Source organism: Paenibacillus sp. JT22N12 (assembly GCF_056269365.1).
The window spans coordinates 336814-355758 of the sequence record NZ_JBWDNU010000006.1 but is presented as its reverse complement, the minus strand read 5'-3'; the positions used below and the strand labels follow the sequence as shown (position 1 = coordinate 355758).

Annotated in this window: 15 protein-coding genes and 1 pseudogene; all 16 read left to right on the top strand. The window is 49.4% G+C overall.

Translation table 11 applies throughout. The features are described from left to right. Positions 1-222: 222 nt before the first annotated feature. The 16 genes and pseudogenes from AC0YOA_RS22910 to AC0YOA_RS22835 all read left to right on the top strand — a co-directional run bounded on the left by AC0YOA_RS22910 (position 223) and on the right by AC0YOA_RS22835 (position 18023). Complete coding sequence (locus tag AC0YOA_RS22910) at positions 223-1323, top strand: SIS domain-containing protein (RefSeq protein ID WP_475788588.1); 1101 nt, start codon at positions 223-225, stop codon at positions 1321-1323. 19 nt (positions 1324-1342) lie between these two features. Continuing rightward, the gene (locus AC0YOA_RS22905; RefSeq protein WP_475788587.1) at positions 1343-2203 is read left to right on the top strand and encodes a class II fructose-bisphosphate aldolase; all 861 of its coding nucleotides are present in this window, start codon (positions 1343-1345) and stop codon (positions 2201-2203) included. 6 nt (positions 2204-2209) lie between these two features. Beyond that, positions 2210-3139 (top strand): 1-phosphofructokinase, encoded by a 930-nt coding sequence (gene pfkB, locus AC0YOA_RS22900; RefSeq protein ID WP_475788586.1) that lies wholly within the window; start codon positions 2210-2212, stop codon positions 3137-3139. A gap of 45 nt (positions 3140-3184) precedes the next feature. Continuing rightward, entirely contained in the window at positions 3185-4123 is a 939-nt protein-coding gene (locus tag AC0YOA_RS22895) for a carbohydrate kinase family protein (protein WP_475788585.1), read from the top strand. A 21-nt stretch (positions 4124-4144) separates the two neighbouring features. Further along, on the top strand, positions 4145-5446 hold the full coding sequence (gene melA / locus AC0YOA_RS22890) for an alpha-galactosidase (protein ID WP_475788584.1): 1302 nt from the start codon (positions 4145-4147) through the stop codon (positions 5444-5446). 133 nt (positions 5447-5579) lie between these two features. After that, the gene (locus tag AC0YOA_RS22885; protein WP_475788583.1) at positions 5580-6539 is read left to right on the top strand and encodes an ROK family protein; all 960 of its coding nucleotides are present in this window, start codon (positions 5580-5582) and stop codon (positions 6537-6539) included. 20 nt (positions 6540-6559) lie between these two features. Continuing rightward, positions 6560-7747 carry an N-acetylglucosamine-6-phosphate deacetylase gene (nagA, locus tag AC0YOA_RS22880; protein ID WP_475788582.1) on the top strand — a complete coding sequence of 396 codons (1188 nt, stop codon included), beginning with the start codon at positions 6560-6562 and terminating at the stop codon, positions 7745-7747. Between the two features lie 93 nt (positions 7748-7840). Then, positions 7841-9130 carry a Gfo/Idh/MocA family protein gene (locus AC0YOA_RS22875; protein WP_475788581.1) on the top strand — a complete coding sequence of 430 codons (1290 nt, stop codon included), beginning with the start codon at positions 7841-7843 and terminating at the stop codon, positions 9128-9130. Then, complete coding sequence (locus tag AC0YOA_RS22870) at positions 9120-10727, top strand: gamma-glutamyltransferase family protein (RefSeq protein WP_475788580.1); 1608 nt, start codon at positions 9120-9122, stop codon at positions 10725-10727. Before AC0YOA_RS22875 ends, AC0YOA_RS22870 begins: the two co-directional genes overlap by 11 nt. A 102-nt stretch (positions 10728-10829) precedes the next feature. Beyond that, positions 10830-12161 (top strand): ABC transporter substrate-binding protein, encoded by a 1332-nt coding sequence (locus AC0YOA_RS22865; RefSeq protein WP_475788579.1) that lies wholly within the window; start codon positions 10830-10832, stop codon positions 12159-12161. 92 nt (positions 12162-12253) lie between these two features. Further along, positions 12254-13180 (top strand): carbohydrate ABC transporter permease, encoded by a 927-nt coding sequence (locus AC0YOA_RS22860; protein WP_475788702.1) that lies wholly within the window; start codon positions 12254-12256, stop codon positions 13178-13180. Positions 13181-13194: 14 nt separating this feature from the next. Further along, entirely contained in the window at positions 13195-14031 is an 837-nt protein-coding gene (locus AC0YOA_RS22855; protein WP_475788578.1) for a carbohydrate ABC transporter permease, read from the top strand. Between the two features lie 576 nt (positions 14032-14607). Continuing rightward, complete coding sequence (locus AC0YOA_RS22850) at positions 14608-15228, top strand: PadR family transcriptional regulator (RefSeq protein ID WP_475788577.1); 621 nt, start codon at positions 14608-14610, stop codon at positions 15226-15228. A gap of 65 nt (positions 15229-15293) precedes the next feature. Then, positions 15294-16202, top strand: a complete 909-nt coding sequence (locus AC0YOA_RS22845; protein WP_475788576.1) for an alpha/beta fold hydrolase — start codon at positions 15294-15296, stop codon at positions 16200-16202. A gap of 163 nt (positions 16203-16365) precedes the next feature. Further along, positions 16366-16506 (top strand): annotated as a pseudogene (locus AC0YOA_RS22840) (NUDIX hydrolase); the annotation flags it as partial. Between the two features lie 404 nt (positions 16507-16910). Then, on the top strand, positions 16911-18023 hold the full coding sequence (locus tag AC0YOA_RS22835) for a TolB family protein (protein WP_475788575.1): 1113 nt from the start codon (positions 16911-16913) through the stop codon (positions 18021-18023). Positions 18024-18945 lie beyond the last annotated feature (922 nt).

The window sequence follows — 18945 nt, the reverse complement described above, 5'->3', positions numbered from 1 at the left end:
ACACACATCACTATACATCCTACCACAATGGCAAGAGTTTTATAAAATTTATTTTTTCGCGACGAACTTTTTTTGTCCGTTAAGATCTAAAATATAAATAAAAACGATCAAATTGATAAAAAAATACGTATAAAACGATTTACACATTCATAAATAGGTGATATATTGACTTTGATGATCGTTTGAACTTACTGTCATCAGACATTACTTGGAGGTGAAGTCATGGAATCGAAGAAAGTAACGCAAGACCAGCAGGTGACGGAATCGTTGCTGCGGGCAGGGGATACCTTGACGTACAAGGAAATCGGCGAGCAGTCGGATGCCGTCGAAACGGCATACCACGCTGCTCTTCAATCCCGCGACTGGGTGGTGCGTTATCTTCAAGCAGATGTGGAACAGGCCATTTTCATCGGGTCTGGTTCCTCGTATTATCAGGCCCAAGCGATGGCGGCTGTTTATCGGGCATGGCTGAAGCGGCCTGCCAGCAGCCTCCCGTCCTCGGAATTGCTGCTAGTGAGGGATCAATCGGCGGTGGAAGGAAAATCTGCTATTGTATTCGGCGTTTCCCGTTCAGGTGAATCGACAGAGGTATTGCAGGCTTTGCAAGAGGCACAGTCGATAGCCGGCTGGGTTACGGCGGGTGTGACCTGTTATCAGGACAGCGGTATGGCACGGATGGCATCCTGCCTTGTCTCCGATAAAGGCAAGGAGCAGAGTACGGTCATGACCAAATCATTAAGCAGCATGGTAATGGCAATGCAATCCGCGATCGCCGCCGCTTCGGGACAGCCGCTTTATGGGAAAGAATTGGAACGGACAGTCAGTGAGGTCAGTGGTGTCGTCGACAAGGCGAAGCGGCTGGCGTCAGATATCATTCAATCACAAACATTCAATAAAACGTTAATTCTCGGCATGGGAGCCTTGTCAGGAATTGCCCAGGAGGGCTGCCTCAAGCTGAAAGAGATGGCAAACGTATGGACGGAAAGCTTTGGGACGCTGGAGTTCCGGCACGGACCGAAGGCGATTGTGGATCAAGGAACCTGCGTGATCCTGCTGTTGTCCGAGCGGGCACGGGAACAGGAATTGAAGGTTGCCGCTGAAATGAAGGATTACGGTGCCTATATCATCCTTGTGACCGCATCTGCAGGGACAGATACGGCATTCGCGGATCAAGTGCTGGAGATCGGTTTGCCGGATGTATCCGACGAGTCCCGCATCATCCTGTATCTGCCCTTTCTTCAATACTACGGAACATTTACAGCCATAAAACTCGGACTCAATCCGGATTATCCCAAAAATCTGACGCAGGTTGTCATTCTCTAAACGAAAGGGGAGTTGATCCGTGCCGCTCGTATCATCGACAGCCCTTCTCCGCAAAGCGCGGGGGGAAGGGTACTGCATACCGGCCTTTAACGTTCATACGCTGGAAATGCTCCAGGCCGTGACGGAAGCAGCCGAAGAGCTGAATTCGCCGGTCATCCTGCAATCGACCACTGGAACCGTCAAGCATCTCGGGGCGGAATATATCGCTGCCGCCGCGAGGACTGCCGCAGAGCTTTCCGCGGTACCGATCGTCCTTCATCTGGATCACTGCAGCGACTTCGGCATAATAGCCAGATGTGTGAGAGCGGGTTATACCTCCGTGATGATCGATGCTTCCATGCATCCATTCGAGGAGAATGTGCGGCAGACGCGCAAGGTTGTGGAATTGGCGGATGCTGTCGGCATTAATGTGGAGGCGGAGCTCGGCAAAATCGGCGGAGTGGAAGACCATATTTCTGTCGGGGAGGACGAGGCAATGCTGGCAGACCCCGAGGAATGCGTGCGATTCGTGGAACAGACGAGCGTTCATACGATCGCTCCGGCTATTGGAACAGCGCACGGCCTGTATAAAGGAACGCCGAATATCGATTTTAACCGGATCAGCGCGATTGCCGAAAGCATTGATGCGCCGCTCGTTCTTCATGGCGGATCCGGCATCCCGGACGATCAGGTGCGCAGATGCATCCAGTTGGGAATGGCTAAAATGAATATTGCAACCGAGCTTCGGATTGTGTTTACCAAAGCGATCAAGGCTGTATTGGACAGAGATCCGGGTGAAAACGACCCCCGGCAGTACATGAAGCCTGCCAAGGAAGCGACAAAGCTGTTTGTAAAGGAAAAAATCCGGTTATGCGGATCTGACGGCAGAGCGGGAAGGTGAACAGGCATGCTAGTTACCGTAACGTTAAACCCGGCGGTAGACAGGAGATTGTATGTTCCGCAGCTGACGCACGGCCGCATCCAGCGTGCCGTTTCCGCGCATGCCAGTGCGGGGGGCAAAGGGCTGAATGTGGCCCGGGTCATCCGTCAATTGGGTGAGGACGTCGTGGCGACGGGATTTCTGGGAGGATGGAACGGCGAATGGATCAGGCGAAGACTCGAGCAGGACGGTATTTCCTGCTGCTTCACCCCGATAGCCGGAGAGACCAGGATCTGCCTGAATATGATCGATCAATCCGACGGCTCATCTACAGAAGTACTGGAACCCGGGCCCGAGGTGACGGAAGACGAAATGTCAGCACTCCTGGATCGAGTCGGGCAGCTTTGTACGCCGGACACGTGGTTGGTGGTATCGGGAAGCCTCCCCGGCCAGTGTCCGCCCGACTATTATGGTCAACTGATTGGCATTGCCGCATCCCGGGGTGCGCGGGTCGTACTCGATTCGAGCGGAGCGGCACTGAAAGCGGGTATACTTGCCGGTCCTTATGCGATTAAACCGAACGAAGAGGAATTTCTGCAGCTTACCGGAGCGGAACGTTTCTCGAAGGAGGCGCTGGCGTCATTGGCACATGACCTGCAGAGGAGAGGCGTCCGGCATACGATTGTTTCCCTGGGTGCGGATGGGTGCACGGCGGTGCTCGACGGCTGCCTATTCAAGGCGATGCCTCCGGAGGTCAAAGCCGTGAATCCCGTCGGCAGCGGCGACTCCTTCGTTGCCGGTCTGGTCGTTGCCTGGCAGAGGGGAGCAAGCGATTCTGATGCGCTGCGTTTTGCATCAGCCGTCGGAGCGGCCAACGCATTGTCGGAAGCGACAGGCGATGTCCTCTATCAGGATATCGAGAGACTTTGCGAAAGGGTCTCAGTCAGCCGGTTGTAAGTGAAAACATCCGTGTCGCGGGGCTGTTTGCGAGGAGATGGGAAAATGATCAGGACGGTCTTTGTATTGGGAGAATTGAATGTGGATGCCATTATATCCGGCAGCTCTGTTCAGCCGGAGCCGAACAAGGAAAAATTCGTGGATGATTTCTCGCTTACGCTTGGCTCGTCGTCGGCCATTACGGCATGCAGATTGGCCCAGCTGGGATTGAACGTTTATTTCGTATCCGTAGTTGGAAATGACGATTTCGGTATGTATTGCATCGAGCGTCTGAAGTATTTTGGCGTAAATACGGAGTTTGTGAGAATCGATCCGCAGGAGAAAACAGGGGTGACCATTTCCCTCTCTACACCAACGGATCGCGCCCTGCTTACATTCATGGGATCCATCTGCAAGCTGGAGATGACGCTGGTGCCCGATTCCATATTTGAACAGGCCGATCATCTGCATTTCGGCTCCTTATATCTGCAGCTTGGCATGCAGCGGGAATGGGCAGCCTTATTCGCGAAAGCGAAGGAGCGCGGCATCACGACGAGCTTCGACACCGGATGGGATCCGCAGGAGCAGTGGAAGCGGCCGCTTATCAACGAGCTGCTGTGCGTGACGGATCTGTTCCTTCCGAGCAAAGAAGAAGTGCTTCACATCTATGACTGCTCCGATCTGGCTGAACTGGATGAAGCGATCCCGATACGGTACGGGAGCGTCGTGGTCAAGTGCGGCAGGCAGGGAGCGCGAATGCTGACGCCGGAAGGAGAATGGCACCATGTGCCTGGCTTTGATGTTGCGGCTGTCGATATGACGGGAGCCGGGGACTCGTTCAATGCCGGAATTATTTTCAGTTTTCTGGAGGGAAAGCCGCCTCGCGAGCAGTTGATCTTCGGCAATGCATGCGGTGCACTCTCCACTCAAGGGATCGGAGGTACCGGAGGAATGCTGGACGTCCGGCAAGCCAGGGAGTTAATTACAAGTCAATGGATGGAATAAGACAGGGAAGGGTGATGGAATATGGTCAAGCTGTCGATTATAGGAGCGGGCAGTTTTTTTACAGAAAAGCTGGTTATCGACATTCTGAATATTGAAGGCCTCGACGACGGTGAAATTGCACTGGTTGATGTTGATGCAAAGCGGTTGGAGATGGCCCGGAAGCTTACGGAAAGGGCCGTTCAGTTAATGGGGAAGAGGTTCAAGGTGACTGCTTCCGTTAACCGCAGAGAGGTTATTTCCGGCAGCAGATTTGTCATTAACCAGATTGAGGTTGCCGGTCTGCGGACCGTCCGCAACGAGTTTGAAATTCCGTTGAAATACGGTGTCAAGCAGTGCATCGGAGATACGATGGGACCGGGAGGATTGTTCAAGATTTTACGGACGGTTCCGGCCTGGCTCGATATCCTGAAGGATATCGAGGAACTTTGTCCTGAGGCGCTAATTTTAAATTATACGAACCCGATGTCTGCCGTCACTTTGTCCACTGTTAAAGCTGCTAATATTCCGGTTGTCGGATTGTGCCATTCCATCCAGCATACGTCAAGGCAACTGGCGGATTATCTGGAGGTACCGTATGAGGAGCTGAAGTGGAGGGCTGGGGGCATCAATCACATGTCCTGGTTCGTGGAGTTAAGCCGGGACGGAAGGGACCTGTACCCTGATTTGAAGGAGCGGGCGGAGAAGCCGGAATTTCTGGCCAAGGATCCCGTAAGATTGGATTTCATGAAATACGGAGGGGCCTTTGTTTCGGAATCGAGCGGACATTTCTCCGAATACTTGCCGTATTACCGTAAACGTCAGGAATTGATTGATCGGCATTGTGGAGAACGCTATCTTGGCGAGACCGGCTTTTACGCCAATAATTGGCCGGAATGGCGGCGCAAATCCGACGAAGCGATCTTTAACAAGGTGGAAGGAAAGGAAGAGATGTCCCTCACCTCCAGCCACGAATATGCAGCTGTAATTATCGAAGCGATACTGAAACACGAGCCGAAAGTCATTTACGGAAACGTGTTGAACCGTTCGCTTATTGAGAATTTGCCAACAGACGGGATCGTCGAGGTCGCCTGCCTGGTCGACCGGAACGGCGTCCAGCCCGCCGTCTTCGGCAGACTGCCCGAGCATCTGGCTGCTTTATGCCGCAGCAACATGGCTTTCTTCGATTTGGCGGTGGATGCGGTACTGAAGAACAGCAGGGAAATGGCCTATCATGCTTTGCTGATCGATCCGCTTACTGCGGCGGTTTGTTCGCCATCCGAAATCAAGAGCATGTTTGATGAGCTGTATGAGGCCGATAAGCCTTATATCCCCAATCTTAAATAATCATTGAAGGCCTGGTGTGTTTCTGAATCGATTGGAGTAAATGCTTCCCGTTTGCGGCCTTGCAATGAAAACGCATGATGGAATGTTGACCTGCTTGTTACGCCCATATTCTACCGGGAAAGGCAGTGGCGTTATGAGGGATGTGTATATCGGAGTAGATATCGGCGGCACCAACACGGTCATCGGCTTGTTCGACCAGGATCTGAAATTGCAGGCAAGAAAATCGTTTCGGACCTCGCTGCCGCATTTTCCGAACAAGACGGACAATCCGAAAGCATTCATGGACGAACTTGCCGGGGAGATTCTCCGGTTGATTCGAGATGCCGATTATGGAGCCAGATTGGCCGGGGCGGGCATGGGAGTGCCCGGCAGGGTCGATCCGGTGAACGGTATCGCCCTGGCTGCGTCAAATCTGGCCTGGTTCAATGTTCCTATCGCTGCGGAAATGTCAGAAAGGCTTGGCGCCCCCGTGCGGATCGATAATGACGTGCGTATCTACACGCTGGGAGAAATTATGGCGGGGGCCGCCAAAGGCAGCAGAAGCGTCATCGGTGTGACACTTGGCACAGGATTGGCGGCAGGTATTATGGTAGAAGGCAAAATGCTGGGAGGAAACGATTGGTTTGCAGGCGAGCTTGGCCATGATCCTGTCCCGGGTCAAAACGAACGCTGTAATTGCGGCGGGTACGGATGCCTTGAAACGATAGCATCGGCCACGGGAATTGCCCGTTTGGGCGCGGAGGCGGCGGAAAAAGGAAATACCTCGCTTCATTCGTTAAATCGTAAAATTACCGCAATTGATGTATACCAGGCCGCAGCCTCCGGAGATTCAGCAGCCGTTGACATCTTTCGGTTCGTTGGAACAACCCTCGGCAACAAATTAATGACTGCGATTTATCTGTTAAATCCGGAAACGATTATTATCGGCGGCGGAGCATCTGCGGCTGGTGAATTGCTGCTCAGGCCCATAAGAGAAACGATTAACGCAAAGTATAAGTTTAACATTAAGCCCCCGATCACTATCGCTGCCCTTGGGGATTCCGCCGGTTTGTACGGCGGCGTTCATTATGCACGGAGCCGGAGCGGCGAGTAAAGAAAGGAGGAGTATCTGTAATGGATAATTCGCTTGTGGTATGGATAAATGCCGAACTGTACACACCCGAGGGTGTCATTAAGCAGGGGAGAATGCTGATCGATGGGGAAGGGAGGATCAGCGCCACAGGAGGGCCTGAATTGAGTTACGGAGAAAATGTACGTATTTTTGATGCTGAAGGGTTAAAGATTGTACCGGGGTTTATCGATGTGCATATTCATGGAGGCAATGGCTTTCATGTGATGGGGGGAACGTACGAGGATCTGGACGGGATCAGCAAATTTCACGCCCGCCATGGAACGACTTCCTTCCTTGCGACGACCACAACGGCAGCGAATGAAAGACTTACAAAGGCACTGCAGTGTTCTGCCGAAGCGGTGCGAAGGGGCGTGTCGGGAGCCGAAATCCTCGGTATTCATCTGGAGGGGCCTTTCCTGAACGTGAAAAGAAGAGGGGCGCAAAGCAAAGATGAAATCCGTAATCCTGCCGTTTGGGAAATCGAGCATTATATAGGGTCCGCCAATCAGCTGATCAGGCTTGTCACGCTGGCGCCTGAAGTGGAGGGCGGGAAGGAAGCCGTCCGGCATTTTCTGGAGCGTGGAGTCACAGTATCCGCAGGCCATTCGGATGCGACTTATGAACAGACTGTGGCATTCATTGGTCAGGGCGTGAACCATACGACACACCATTTTAACGGCATGAGACCTTTCCATCACCGGGAGCCGGGTCTGGCTGGCGCGGGATTGATGTGTCCGGAGCTGACAACCGAGCTGATCGCGGATGGTATTCACGTACACCCTGCGGCGGTAAAATTGTTGTTTGACGTCAAATCTCCCATGAACGTGTGTATGATTACGGATGCGGTAACCTGCTGCGGATTGCCGGATGGCGAATACGGCGAGGTCGTCATGACCGCCGGCCAGATCTATTTAAAAGACGGCACGAGTCTGGCAGGAAGCTCGCTCACGATGATTCAAGCGTTGAAAAATGTCATATCATACACCGGTTTGCCTATGGAACAAATATTGCCTTCCTTAACCCGTGTCCCCGCCCGTCAAATCCGTATGGATCACCGAAAAGGCACGTTGGAAAGCGGGAAAGACGCCGATTTCCTTGTCATGGACCATGAATTGAATATTGTATCGACGTTTGTTGTCGGCCGTGAAGTCTATCGGTCAAACGCCGGCGTATATAAGCATGGGAATTGAGATCATTAATATTTTCAGAAAAGTCAATTAACTTACAAAAAAAATCGGCATAAATAAAAATTGACCATCCCAAAAAATGGAGGATGATAGAGCATGATTAAAGCAGCCTTGCTTGGTGCGGGCAGCAGAGGTATGTTCGCCTATGCTTCCTACGCGCTCAGAAGACCACTGGAAATCCAGTTTGTGGCGGTGGCGGAACCAAATGAAGAACGCAGAAAACGTTTTGCCGCCGAACATAATATTCCTGAAAATATGCAATTCGCTTCCTGGGAAGCTCTGCTGGCCCAACCGCAAATTTGCGATACACTTCTTATTTGCACGCAGGACAGAGATCATTTCCACCCGACTATGAAAGCGCTTGAAGCCGGATACCACATCCTGCTTGAAAAGCCGATGTCTCCTGATCCGTGGGAGGCGATTCAAATGGCGGAAGAAGCGAAGCGGCGGCAGCGCATCATGACGGTATGTCACATATCAAGATATTCGACCTTTTTCAGCGCGGTCAAGAAGCTGGTGGACGAGGGCAGGATCGGCAGAACGATGACGGTGCAATGGACTGAAAACGTAGGCTACTGGCATCAGGCGCACAGCTTTGTCAGAGGGAACTGGAGAAATTCGGTCGAATCGAGTCCGATGCTGCTGCAAAAATGCTGCCATGATATGGATATGCTTCAATGGTTGATCGGCGGTCATGTGAAAAGCGTGTCCTCTTACGGATCGCTCTCTTATTTCAAAGAAGAGAACGCGCCGGAGGGGTCCACGGCGAGATGCACGGACGGTTGCCGGGTTGAACATGAATGCGATTATTCCGCATTGAAATTGTATCTGACCGATAAGGATACATGGCCGGCGAGAGTCGTCAGTTTGACTAACAGCATGGAAGCGCGCTTGAAAGCGCTCCAGGAAGGTCCTTACGGACGTTGCGTGTACAGATGCGATAACGATGTTGTTGACCACCAGGTTGTCAATTTGTTGTTTGACAACGAAGTGACGGTTGCATTCACAATGACGGCATTCACCCACGATGTCAGCCGCTCTTTCAAAATTATGGGAACCAAAGGCGAACTTAGAGGCCACTCCGGGAAAAACGAAATTGAAATTATTTATTTTAACGGCAGAAAGGAAACGGTTCGCCCTGCTGAGGTCGAGGGCGGGCACGGCGGAGCGGATACGATGATCATGCAAGGCTTCATTCGGCAGGTAGAGGATAAACAAATCGAGGGAATGACCTCCGGTATGGAGTCCGCCAGAAGCCATCTCATCGTATTTGCGGCGGAAGAGTCAAGAAATACGGGCAAAACCGTCATTATGGATGACTATGTCAGCATGCTGAAGCAAAAAGGGGAGGCTGCAGCCTCGGGAGAGCTCCATAATGAAGTTTGATGCGATGCACCACCCCTATCCGTCTAAGCGGGTCACATTGTACGGAAAGCATGGAATGGTAGCAACCTCACAATCGCTGGCAGCCCAGGCAGGCCTTGATATATTGAAAAAAGGCGGGAACGCCGTCGATGCAGCGATTGCGACAGCGGCTTGTATGATCGTAGTGGAACCGACCTCCAATGGTTTAGGCGGAGATGCGTTTGCCATTATATACATGAATGGCAGGCTGCATGGGCTCAATTCAAGCGGGTTTGCGCCTGCAGGAATATCGATCGACGCGGTAAAAGCGCTTGGACATGAACGCATGCCCGCTGTCGGTTGGCTGCCTGTAACCGTACCCGGAATTCCGGCATCATGGGCTGAATTATCGAGAAAGTTCGGAAAACTCCCGTTCTCCGAGCTTCTCAAGCCTGCTATTGCCTATGCTGACGAAGGATATCCGGTTGCACCTGATCTTGCCCGGGAATGGCGGCGCTATTATGACAGGTATGTGGATCAATTGAAGGGTGAAGAGTTCAAGGAATGGTTCCGCATTTACTCACCGGAGGGCAGGCCGCCGGGCGCCGGCGAAGTATGGAGGTCTCCCGATCATGCCAGATCGCTTGCTGCAATCGCGGAAACCGGAGCGCGGGCCTTCTACGAAGGAGACCTGGCCGATCAGATCGATTTTTATTCCCGCAAGCAGGGCGGCTTTATCCGGAAACAGGATCTGGAGGCATTTGCTCCGCAGTGGGTCGACCCCATTTCGATTAATTACCGCGGGTACGATATTTGGGAGCTCCCGCCAAACGGACAGGGTCTGATTCCTCTGATCGCCTTGAATATTCTAAAAGGCTTCGAATTCAGCGACCGGGATTCCATAGCCGTCTACCACAAGCAAATCGAAGCGATCAAACTGGCATTCTCGGACGGTGTGGAGTATATTACCGATCCGGATAAAATGAAGGTTTCCGTTCAAGATTTATTGTCAGACTCGTATGCGGATGAAAGGAGAAAGTGGATTGGACGGGAAGCGCTGACACCGTTGCCAGGGCAGCTGCCGAAAGGCGGGACCATCTATTTGTGCACGGCGGATGGAGAAGGCAACATGGTGTCGTTCATTCAGAGCAACGCCGATGGATTCGGTTCCGGCGTGGTTGTCCCGGGAACGGGAATCGCCTTGCAGAACCGCGGTTCGAGTTATTCGCTTGACCCATCCAAAGCAAATTGTCTGGAGCCGGGCAAAAAATCGTTTCATACGATCATTCCCGGTTTTATCACGAAAAACAATGATGCGATTGGCCCTTTTGGCGTTATGGGAGGCTATATGCAGCCGCAGGGCCACGTACAGGTAGTATCGAGTCTTGTCGATTTCGGATTATCCCCTCAAGCGGCCTTGGACGCGCCAAGATGGCAGTGGCTTCATGATAAGAAGGTCAAGCTGGAACGCGGATTTCCCGAGCCAATCGCTCTTTCGCTGTTGCGAAAGGGACACGATATTCAATGGGCCGTCGACCAGTATTCTTTTGGCAAAGGGCAGATCATTCTCAGAAACAATGAAGGCGTGCTGGCCGGCGCCACGGAGCCGCGCTCGGACGGCGTTGTCGCAGCCTGGTAAATGAAATAATCGGCTTTACTGAAGAATTGCATATGAAGCTTCGGGAACGTTATTCGAAAGTCTAGTTCGGTATTCATATTAAACTCGTATAGGAGGATATGTATGAAAAAGTTGTATTTCGTGCTGATAGCAGCTCTAATGGTATTTGTCACAGCTTGCTCCAGTGGTGGCAATGGCAATTCCGGCGGAACAGACGGCAATTCGGGGGGGACAGGTGCGGACACTGGTAATGCAGATGCTTCAGGAACCCAACCATCCGGTAAACAGGTGGAGCTTCGATATGCGATCTGGGATAAAAACCAGGAGCCTGCAATGCAGGAGATCATCAAGAAATTCAACGAGGCGAATCCGAATATTAAAGTAACGGTGGAGGTTACGCCCTTTGAGCAGTACTGGACGAAACTCGAAACCTCAGCAGCGGGCAAGAGCCTCCCCGATCTTTTCTGGATGAACCCGGCAAACTTCCTGAAATATGCGAGCAATGGCCAGCTTTCTCCAATCAGCGATAAAATCGAAGCCGATCAAATGGATATGACCAACTATCCGCAATCCTTGATCGATCTGTATACTTTCGATGGCAATGTATACTCGTTCCCCAAAGATTTGGACACCATTGGCTTATGGTACAACAAAGTGATGTTTGACGAAGCGGGCATTCCATACCCGGACGATACCTGGGACTGGAACAAATTGCTGGAAGCGGCGCAGAAGCTCACGGACCCTGCAAAGGGCGTTTACGGTTTTGCCGCTCCGAATGATCAACAACAGGTCATGTATAACTTCATTTTCCAAAATGAAGGGCATGTCATTTCCGGGGACAAAAAGTCGTTGGGCTACAACGAGCCTGAATCGATTGAGGCGATGCAATTCCTGAATGATCTTGTTCTGAAGTACAAGGTGTCCCCAACGCTTCAGCAGATGACGGACAATACGACAAATGTGCTTTTTGAGTCGGGTAAAGTGGCAATGATCACCGCCGGTTCCTGGAACCAGATCGAGTTTGCTCAGAATGAATATACAAAGGACAAAGTTGACGTTGCTCCACTGCCCAAAGGCAAGAAAAAAGCGACTGTCATCAACGGTTTGGGCAACGTAATAGCAGCGAACACCAAACATCCCGAGGAAGCATGGTTATTCTCGAAATTCCTCGGATCGAAAGAAGCGGCCGATATTCAAGCGGAGTCGGGGGCGGTAATTCCCGCATTTAATGGAACTCAGGGTCCGTTTGTGAGCTCAAATCCCAGCTTCAATCTCCAGGTCTTCGTCGATGCAATGGAGTACTCCGTTCCTTATCCGATATCTATCGAAACGCGCAAATGGCAGCAGTTTGAGATCGATTACTTCAAGCGGGCATGGGCTGGTGAAATCTCGGTCGAGGAAGCTGCTAAATCAGTGACGGAAGAAGGCAACAAAGTGCTTGCGGAAGAGCAGTAACTAAGCGTACCATGCCGCAGTATCGGCTGCAGCTGCAGCCGATACTGCCATTAGGAGGAATGTCAATGAGCGTGGCAGGATCGAGTGCTCCGATGCAATCGGCCGTCCCCCTTAAACAAACGAAGAGCAAGGGTATGAGCAGGATGCGCCGCAATGATTATTTCTGGGCTTATGTCATGATAGCCCCTACGATGATCGGTACAGGTATTTTCAGTATTTGGCCATTGATTCAAACCTTCTATCTCAGCTTTACAAAGTGGGACGCCTTTGGAACTTACAATTGGACGGGTATGGAGAATTATCAACGCATGGCGAACGACCCGGAATTATGGTCTTCTCTGAAGAATACGCTGGTTTTCACCGTCTGTACGGTGCCGGTCAGTCTTATCATCTCGACGATTATTGCGATTCTATTAAACCAAAAGATCCGTGCGATACCATTATACAGAACGCTGTATTTCCTGCCTGTGGTAACGATGCCCGCTGCCGTAGCCATGGTGTGGAAATGGCTGTATAACGCGGACTTCGGATTGTTGAATTATGTGCTGGGCTTCTTTACCAGCGTGCATGTTGGATGGGTTTCCGACCCGTCGATCGCATTATATTCCATTGCGGTTGTTTCGGTTTGGGGGGGCATCGGGTACAATATGATCATTTTGATTTCCGGACTTCAGGGCATATCTTCTTCCTTTTACGAAGCGGCTTCCATAGACGGCGCAAGTACCATGACCAGGTTGTTCCGCATCACGCTGCCTCTTTTGACGCCTACTTTTTTCTTTCTGACCATCACATCGCTGATCGGTTCGCTTCAGGTTTTTGAATTGATTTTCATGATGATCGGACCGAACAGCATCGCTATCGACGCGACGCAAACGATCGTGTATTACTTTTATGAAACAGCTTTCCTGGATAATGACAAAGGCTATGCAACGGCAGTCGCCTTGCTATTATTCATGATCATTTTATTGGTAACCGTCATTCAGTTTATCTTCCAAAAAAAATGGGTCCATTACGAATAGGAAGGGGGTCGAAAATGGTGCATACGAAAAAACGATTTAGTATGAGGCTCACCGCTGTTCATATTATCCTCGTGATCGGAGCGGTGATCATGATCACGCCGTTTGTCTGGATGGTGCTCACATCGGTGAAAACGATGGGAGAAGCTACTCGAGTTCCGCCGGTCATCTTTCCCAAGGCCATACAGTGGAAAAATTATCTCGGTGTCTTTGATACTCTTCCTTTTCTCTCTTTCTACTGGAATACCGTTGCTACGACGGTCGCAAAGACATTCGCACAGCTGGTATTCTGCTCTTTGGCCGCATACGCATTTGCGCGCATTGAATTTCCATTAAAAAATGTACTGTTTATCTTGTTATTGTCCATATTGATGGTGCCCAATCAAGCTTACTTGATTCCGCAATATTTGATCATGGTGAAATTTGATTGGCTTAATACATTAACCGCACTGATCGTTCCGGGATTGACAAGCGCCTTTGGAACCTTCCTGCTCCGCCAATTTTTTCAGGCAATGCCCAAAGAGCTGGAAGAGGCGGCAAAAATCGATGGATGCAGCCATTTTAGAATCTACTTAAAAATATTGCTGCCACTTGCAAAACCGGGCCTGATCGCGCTGGCCATCATGACCGCGCTCTGGTCCTGGAGCGATTTGATGTGGCCGCTTATCGTCAACAGCTCTCCGGGGAAAATGCCCCTTTCCGCCGGTCTGGCTTCGCTTCAAGGACAATATCTGACAGACTATCCGCTTCTCATGGCAGGCTCATTGCTCGCAACACTGCCGATGATTCTCATGTTTATCTTCTTGCAGCGTTACTTCGTTGAAGGTATTGCACTTACAGGAACAAAAGGCTAATCAAAAACGTCTCAAAAAGCCATGAACCCATGATCATGGCTTTTTGAAATATTAAGGAGAGATGGTGCTTTCGATCTCCAATAGTATAAATCTGTTCTTCTAATTAATTAGACGTAATGAACGATGTCTTCCATATGACCACAAACTTCCATGGTCTCCATGATTGAATGAATGATGCAAACACTCTTTCTTAAACCGGACCACGATCCGTTTGAACTATAAACGGACTTTGGTCCGGATGTCAAGACTTATATTTGGCAATCCAAAATAGGCAACATGATCCCATTCCAGATAATATATTATGGGGAAGGGAAGGGAACACCTTTAAACGGAACTTAATTTGATCGGGAATAAGGCTGCCAGAAAATAAAGGATTAGCTCGTGTTAATTATAGTAACGTAAATAGAGTAAGGTTAGGGCGTCCTTTTTCTTTTTCTTTTTCATGAGCACTTGCTCGAACGCGAATGAAGCATGATAAAATCAGGCCCCCAGCACAAACTGGCTGCCTGATTTTATTTTGGAAACATTTATGGGACCCATTGACATAGTTATAAATGTAATAGTAATATTATAACTATGAATAACAAATCCAATAAGTCCCAACGATCATCACTTGCGTTAGCCGTTCTTGCCCAGCTGGCCGAGGAGCCTATGCACCCCTACAGAATGCAGCAACTGATCAAAGAAAGAGGAAAGGATGAGGTTATTAACGTCCGTCAGCGTACGAGTATTTATCAGACCATTGAACGCCTGCTGAGGGATGGGCTCATTGCGGTTCGAGGAACCTTAAGTGATGGAGGACGTCCTGATCGAACCGTTTATGAATTGACCGAGGAGGGAAGGAAAGTATCGAAGGATTGGCTTCGGGAGATGCTTTCGGTTCAATCTCAAGAATATCTGGATTTTCCTGCAGCCATCTCTTTCCTCACCCTTCTGACACCGGAAGACGTTCAGCGGCAATTCGAGAAAAGGGAGGTCGCGCTTCAGGAAGCCATCCAACGCATAGATTCGCAGCTTCTGAAGTACAAGACGACCGTTCCTAGATTGTTCATGCTGGAGGTTGAGCATAACCGTGCCGTGCTCGGGGCTGAACTTGAATGGTTGCACGGAGTCATCGAAGATTTTCGCATAGGCGAACTTTTCTGGAACGAGGAATGGATACGCGAAATAGCGGAGCGGCTGAAGAGTCAAGAATAACATCGTAGGGATAAACATACGAATTATGCGTTGCAAATTAGACAATTTCTGAGGAGGCATTATGAATGATGAGTGCAGCCCCTATTCAATCGAGTCCAGCGACGATGGAGCCCCCCTATAAAGTCGGCTCGGTAACCTCCAGTGATGGAACCGCGATCGGTTATCGCCAATTTGGTCAAGGACCGGGCATAGTGGTGGTGCATGGCGCCAATTTATCTTCGCAAAACTTCATGCAGCTCGCGGAGCGGCTGGCCGATGCGTTCACGGTCTACGTACCTGACCGCCGAGGGCGGGGTCTTAGCGGACCCTTCAACGAAGATTACGATATCCGGAAGGAAGTCGAAGATGTGGAGGCGCTCTTTACTCGAACAGGCGCCTGCCATGTTTTCGGGATCAGCTCGGGGGGGCTCATCGCGCTCGAAGCAGCGCTCGCCTTGCCCGCTATTCGCAGGGTCGCCCTCTATGAACCCGCGCTGTTGATGAACACGGAGCGGACGGAATGGCTGACTCGTTATGACCAAGAGATCGCTCAAGGTAGGACTGCCGCCGCTCTCGTCACTTGCTTGAAAGGATTACAACTGGGCGGAGCGGTGCTTAATGCCATCCCTCGCTGGCTACTCGAGTCCATGACGAACAAAATGATGGATAACGAGGACAAGAAGGCGAAGAAAGGAGACGTAACGATGAGAATGCTGGCTCCTACGCTTCATTATGACGGACGGCTGCTCGTTGAGATGACCGGCAAGCTGGACCGATTTAAGGCTTTGAGCGCAGAAACGCTGTTACTCGGCGGTAGTAAAGGCTTGTCGTACCTAAAGCCTGCGCTCGACGCTTTGGATAAAGTGCTGCCTCAGGCCAAACGGATGGAATTGTCCGGACTTGATCACGGCGGAGCGTGCGACGTCAGCAATACCAATCGAGGCGGCAAGCCGGAATTGGTGGCACAGGAGTTAAGGCGATTCTTTGCCTCATAAAGAATACGATGGATTACGATTCTGAAATAGGAGCAGGCGCCACGGCGACCTGCTCCTTGTCATTGAAGTAACGGGCCGATAATAAAGTCATTAAACGAATATTTATAAGGATATTAATACATTAAAGCAGGTTAGAATTATATGAAAAAGAGTAGATGTTGCATATGTACTTCTCTACGATGAGATTGGCGAGCATATATTAATGCTAAAAAATAAAGGAGATAAATCTTCTTGCTACTCACTCCCTGGAGGAGCGGTGAAACAGGGCGAAACATTACAACAGGCTGCTATTCGGGAAGTTTAAGAAGAAACCGGATTAGAGGTTGAATTAGATGGTATCTTAACAGTTGCGTACTCCCATCGTACCGAGGGGGTTCGTTTTTTTGCAAAGTGGAAATTTAACGCTCTACAGAAATGCTAACGGGGACGATAGTTAAATATAAAGGGTTCCGCATATTAGACTTGACTAATATGCGGAACCCTTTATTATGACTGAAATTTATAAATTTAGGTCTTGATAATCCGTGGGAATAAAGTTCTGCACCAGGCAGCGGAGTTAAGCCAATTGGAAGAATAATGCAACAAATCGCTTCCAGTTTACGTCATTAATATGACTGGGGATCGATATGAAGGACATGTTTAACGATGTTTAATTTAGTGTTGTTCAGTTTCTGGTTGTAATCCGAATTCGAGGAGGCGATCCAAGTGATGAAAATCCAAATAAGCAAGCTGGCAATTGTTCCGGCTTTGCTGGTGATTCTTACTGCCTGCAGCTCAGATCAGGCCGGAAACAAGGTTGTCACTCAAGAGCCCGGAAACACCACAACGGTCATTGACGATGCCGGCGAAGAAGCAGGCGTGAATGATGTTTCCGTGGAAAAAGTTGATCACTTTGAGAATATAGCCATCTCCGACTGGATGGATGATGAAACGGTCGTTATTTCAAAAGAAAACGAAGACTTGGCCAAAATGAGCCTGGAAGAGCTGTCGGATTCCTATCCCAGAAGCCTGTATCTGTACCATCTGGATACCAAACAATACGAGTTGTTAAAAGAACAGGAAAATGTGTTCCTGGGTGAAGCTGTCTTATCGTCCGGCAAGAAGCATCTGCTGTATAGCGAATACTCATTAGGCGATCCCGTCTACCACGTGATGGACCTGGATACTTTGGAATCATTCGGCATCATGGGCGATCCAATCGCAGGGGCCCTTAGCGCCCATTGGGCTGATGAGAAAACGGTTATTGGCCCTGCCTACAGCGGCGGTGCCTTTACGGCAAGCACCTCCGGGGAGATTGCGGCTGTGGCTGGGTTAAGCGGGGAAGCTTTGTTTATTGTCCAAAAAATGAAGGATAAGATTTATTACAATACCAATTCCGATGAATCTTTGCAGGCTCTGGATCTGAATACGAAGGAAAAGGCAAGTTTGAATCTTGATCATGTTTATGGCTTATTCCCGTCGCCGGAAGGAAATCAAATGCTGGTGCTGCAAAATAACGACCCCAAACAAACGATGATCCTTTGCGATGCAGACGGGGGAAATCGAACAATCATTGCGGAAGGTACGGAGCTTGGCGGCGTTTCATGGTCGCCGGATCAACGGATGATTGCCTACAGCCTGACAGCCAATGTGAACGGTACAGCCGTTAACGGCCTGTATCTTTACGATCTGTTAACCGGTAAGTCCACCCAGATCGCGGACGATATCGAAAATCTGACAACCTCTTGGAGCCCTTCGGGCAGAGAACTGGCATTTACCGAATGGAGCGGGGACCGATATAGCAGCAGCATTGTCCATTTAACGTATTCGTTGGAGAATTAAAGACAAACGATGAAAAACCTAAAAAAGAGGGAGTGGTATAAGATTTGAAATTAAAAAAAATCACGATATTCCGCTTCATTTCATTGTCAACATTTTTACTTACAACTATTGGCTTTTTTGTAGATGCCTTTTTTATATTTGATAATGAGAAATTCAACAACTGGGGATTGAAATCGACTCTTATTTTACCTCCGGCAGGTATTGTTCTTTGTATACTTTCGCTAAGAAATTAGACCGTATTTTATTGGTGCTTAATATTATTGCTTTCTTTCTTATTTTTATCACTTTGTATATTGGAAGTATGTTAGATTTTATTATTCACGAATTTTAATAAAAATCCACGTTTATGTCTGGGTAATGTATCAATCGAGATGAAGTGCGGCGGCGAATAGGAAATGTTTGTACGAGGGTTTGAAAACGTTTATTTCGAAATTCGTTAAACATAAGGGTGAGAAAAACGTATAATTTCCATTTGTTGGATCATCTCCCTTTGAATATATTACAATATTAGCATTTAAGTTATTAGTTGTATATAACAAGTTGTTTGCTATATTACGCATCAAGGCGGAGGGTCATTGCAATACATGTTTGGCGGCGAGAATTCGATGAAATAATCTGGATATAAATGTTATCTGTTCCACCAAATGCGTAAAGTTTTGATCATAATGCTGATGGGATCTGGCAGGATCTCTTGTTCATCGAATCGTGAACTGCCGGAAACGGTTCTAGTTTGGAAGGACCGGGAATATAATCCATTTCAAGACCAACGACCTATTTTTGGATAGTTATAGGTCGAATATCCATATAGTCATGTCGAATTTAATCGTATATTGTCTAATTTGTTAATACTTGACAGTAGTTTAATCAAGCATTAAGATATGGCATATGATTAAGGTAAATATGGAAGTTCTATGTTCTATTA

What these genes read in the sequence shown, in the direction of transcription:
- AC0YOA_RS22875 (WP_475788581.1), top strand. Translation starts at nt 7,841, where the DNA reads ATGATTAAAGCAGCCTTGCTTGGTGCGGGCAGCAGAGGTATGTTCGCC.
- AC0YOA_RS22870 (WP_475788580.1), top strand. Translation starts at nt 9,120, where the DNA reads ATGAAGTTTGATGCGATGCACCACCCCTATCCGTCTAAGCGGGTCACA.
- pfkB (WP_475788586.1), top strand. Translation starts at nt 2,210, where the DNA reads ATGCTAGTTACCGTAACGTTAAACCCGGCGGTAGACAGGAGATTGTAT.
- AC0YOA_RS22850 (WP_475788577.1), top strand. Translation starts at nt 14,608, where the DNA reads ATGAATAACAAATCCAATAAGTCCCAACGATCATCACTTGCGTTAGCC.
- AC0YOA_RS22865 (WP_475788579.1), top strand. Translation starts at nt 10,830, where the DNA reads ATGAAAAAGTTGTATTTCGTGCTGATAGCAGCTCTAATGGTATTTGTC.
- AC0YOA_RS22845 (WP_475788576.1), top strand. Translation starts at nt 15,294, where the DNA reads ATGATGAGTGCAGCCCCTATTCAATCGAGTCCAGCGACGATGGAGCCC.
- AC0YOA_RS22835 (WP_475788575.1), top strand. Translation starts at nt 16,911, where the DNA reads ATGAAAATCCAAATAAGCAAGCTGGCAATTGTTCCGGCTTTGCTGGTG.
- AC0YOA_RS22860 (WP_475788702.1), top strand. Translation starts at nt 12,254, where the DNA reads ATGCAATCGGCCGTCCCCCTTAAACAAACGAAGAGCAAGGGTATGAGC.
- melA (WP_475788584.1), top strand. Translation starts at nt 4,145, where the DNA reads ATGGTCAAGCTGTCGATTATAGGAGCGGGCAGTTTTTTTACAGAAAAG.
- AC0YOA_RS22855 (WP_475788578.1), top strand. Translation starts at nt 13,195, where the DNA reads ATGGTGCATACGAAAAAACGATTTAGTATGAGGCTCACCGCTGTTCAT.
- AC0YOA_RS22910 (WP_475788588.1), top strand. Translation starts at nt 223, where the DNA reads ATGGAATCGAAGAAAGTAACGCAAGACCAGCAGGTGACGGAATCGTTG.
- AC0YOA_RS22885 (WP_475788583.1), top strand. Translation starts at nt 5,580, where the DNA reads ATGAGGGATGTGTATATCGGAGTAGATATCGGCGGCACCAACACGGTC.
- nagA (WP_475788582.1), top strand. Translation starts at nt 6,560, where the DNA reads ATGGATAATTCGCTTGTGGTATGGATAAATGCCGAACTGTACACACCC.
- AC0YOA_RS22895 (WP_475788585.1), top strand. Translation starts at nt 3,185, where the DNA reads ATGATCAGGACGGTCTTTGTATTGGGAGAATTGAATGTGGATGCCATT.